At 72.1% G+C, this 2,504-nt stretch carries 3 protein-coding genes; all 3 read right to left on the reverse strand.

Going from position 1 to position 2,504, the window contains the following annotated elements; genetic code table 11:
- Positions 1–245 precede the first annotated feature (245 nt).
- Positions 246–452 carry a hypothetical protein gene (locus ACFE8Y_RS21660; RefSeq protein WP_375466425.1) on the reverse strand — a complete coding sequence of 69 codons (207 nt, stop codon included), beginning with the start codon at positions 450–452 and terminating at the stop codon, positions 246–248.
- Positions 453–547: 95 nt separating this feature from the next.
- Positions 548–1,342, reverse strand: coding sequence for a formylmethanofuran dehydrogenase subunit C (locus tag ACFE8Y_RS21665; protein WP_375466426.1), 795 nt, complete (start codon positions 1,340–1,342; stop codon positions 548–550).
- Positions 1,339–2,289: a formylmethanofuran--tetrahydromethanopterin N-formyltransferase gene (fhcD, locus tag ACFE8Y_RS21670; RefSeq protein WP_375466427.1), complete on the reverse strand. Its 951-nt coding sequence runs from the start codon at positions 2,287–2,289 to the stop codon at positions 1,339–1,341. Before fhcD ends, ACFE8Y_RS21665 begins: the two co-directional genes overlap by 4 nt.
- Positions 2,290–2,504 lie beyond the last annotated feature (215 nt).

Genomic DNA, 2,504 nt, shown 5'->3' on the forward strand with positions numbered 1-2,504 from the left:
CCCTCATCCTGTCCCTCTCCCGCTACGGGTGTGGGGACCTGCGCTCTTCCCGGATCGCGTGAAGCGATGTGCGCATCCGCAAGCCTCTGCGGGGCAGTGCGGCCCGCGAGCTACGTCGGGAGAGGGGAGCGCACTGTCCGGACCCGTGGCTCCCCTATCCCGACTCTCGCTCACGCGAGGGCCACCCTCCACCACAGAGAGGGGAGGGAGCGCACGCAGCCGAACCGATCAGCCTGGAAACCGTATCACAGGTCCTTCGGCAGCGTGCCGCGAGCCGCGCAGCGCCAGCGGGCGACGTGCAGGTCGGGATGCGCTTCCTGCCAGACCGCCAGCGCGCTCTGGGCGTGGCGCAGGCAGGCGAAGGGACTGGTCCCCTCGTAGGCCATCGGAATGCGGTCCTCGTGGCACTGGGCCGGCTGCGACAGCAGGCAGACGGAGAGCAGGATCAGCATCGGGCAGGTCTCCTCCTTGGCGGCGTCCCGGTCTTTCGGTCCGGGTTCCTCCGATCATAGGCCGGGCGCGCGGTCTGAACAGCCACCGCGGCGCCTCAGGCCGAGGCCCAGATCTCGCCCTTGGCGATCGTCGCGAGATCGCCGGAGTAGCGTCGCAGGGCGCCCGCCGCGAGGCCGGCGTGCCGGAGGCTCAACGGCCTGAGGGCGCGGGCGAGCAGCCGCAGGAAGACGAGGTCGTGGCGGCCGGTCTCGACGAAGGTCGGGGTCAGGCGGCCGTGGCTGCCGACGAGCAGGGTGCCGCGGCGCATGCCGTAGCCCGGATGGTCGCCGACGGAGACCGCGGCGATCGTGCCGGCGAGCATCCGCGATCCGGCGTAGTCGCCGGCCCGCTCCACCAGGATCAGCCCGCGCCGCATCCGGTCGCCGAGGTGGCGGCCGGCTGCGCCCTTGACGATCAGCGTCGCGCCGTCGAGGCCGGCCTTGGCGGCATAGACCGCGCCGCCGCAATGGTCCCCGGCATCGCCCGCGATGGTGATCGTGCCGCTGGTCGCGCCCGCACCCGCGAACGGGCCGGCATCACCCGACACCGTCAGCGTCCCGCCGGCCATCCCCTCGCCGAGGCGCTGGCCGACATCGCCCACGACGTGGATCGCGCCCTCCGCGAGCGCGGCGCCGACCCGGTCGAGCCGCGCGTGGCCGCCCTCGATCGTCAGGGTGTCCGAATGGTCGAGCGCCACGGAGAAGCAATCGCCGAGCACCAGTCCGCGCCGGGTCGTGCCGACGGGCAGCCTCTCGGCCTCGGCCTGCGACAGCCCGGACAGGGCCAGCGGCGCGATGTTCAGGAAATCGAGGCGCTCGGGCGGCGCCTGCCGAAGGGTGAGGACGCTCACGCGGTGGGCTCCTTCGCCGGGGGTCGCGCCAGCAGGTCGCGGAGGTAGTAGTGATGGCGGCCGAGGTTGCCCCCGTAATTGCCGGCCGTCACCGCCACGAGCCCGTGCCCGGCCCCGACCTCCGTCGCGGCGTGGAGGGCTGCGCGCATCGCATCCGACACGCCCTGCGAGGTCAGCGCGTCGATGACGATCTCCAGCACCACGCCGCATTCGGGCGGCAGGGCCGAGCCGACGCGCCCCTTGAGCGTCGGGCAGTAGGCGTCGTTGGTGGACGCCATCATGCCCTTGGTCCGCGCGCCGACCTTCGAGCCGGAGCGCACGATGCCGCCGGGGAAGGGCAGGATCGCGCCCGGGATCGCCCGAGCCGCCTCGACCGCGTGCTCGGCCACCGTCAGTGTATCCGCGTGCGTGCGGCCGAGGAACAAGAGGTTGCCGCCGCCGACGGCGTCGTCGACCGCGCGCACGAAATCCTCGCACAGGAACTCGCCGTCCATCACCGGGATGCGCCAGTAGCGCCGCATCCGCCCGGATTGGTCGGGCAGGCGCTTGGCGACACTGAACCCGTCGCCGAAGTAGCGGATCGCACCGCCGAGCTTGATCTTCGTCGGGCCCTCGACGCCGGCAAAACACGCCGTGCCGGGGCAGGTCAGGATGCACTGGCCGACGCGCTTGAGGAGCTGGTCCTTCAGCCCGTTCGGCTCGAAGCCGAACAGGAGGATGCGCACGCCCGGGCGGCCGTCCGGCGTCTCGTCCGGCGACAGCTCGGCGTCGATTCCCGCCTCGGCGCCGCAGCCGATCACCGAGGTGGCGAACCCCGTCATCGTGGTGGCCGCGATCATCGCCCACTTGGCGGTGTCGCTCGTGACGATGATGGCCGTGCCGGCGACATCGAACGCCTCGGCGAAGGTGTCCTCGACGCGGATGCCGTTGAGGGTGAGGTCGGTCATCTCAGGCATTGATCCGGCAACGGGAGAACCCTCCCCCCTCCGCGGGGGAGGGCGGCCCGCGCGCTAAGTCGGGAGAGGGGAGCGTCGCATCCGGCACTGTGGCTTCCCTCTCCCGACCCTCGTGTGAGCCGAGGCTCACCCTCCTCCGCAAAGGGGCTCGCAGATGCACCCATCTCTCGACGCGATCGGATGAAGCGTGAATCCCCTCGCCCCGC

It is taken from the genome of uncultured Methylobacterium sp., assembly GCF_964242245.1.
In the GTDB taxonomy this organism is placed as follows: domain Bacteria; phylum Pseudomonadota; class Alphaproteobacteria; order Rhizobiales; family Beijerinckiaceae; genus Methylobacterium.

What these genes read in the sequence shown, in the direction of transcription:
- ACFE8Y_RS21660 (WP_375466425.1), bottom strand. Translation starts at nt 452, where the DNA reads ATGCTGATCCTGCTCTCCGTCTGCCTGCTGTCGCAGCCGGCCCAGTGC.
- fhcD (WP_375466427.1), bottom strand. Translation starts at nt 2,289, where the DNA reads ATGACCGACCTCACCCTCAACGGCATCCGCGTCGAGGACACCTTCGCC.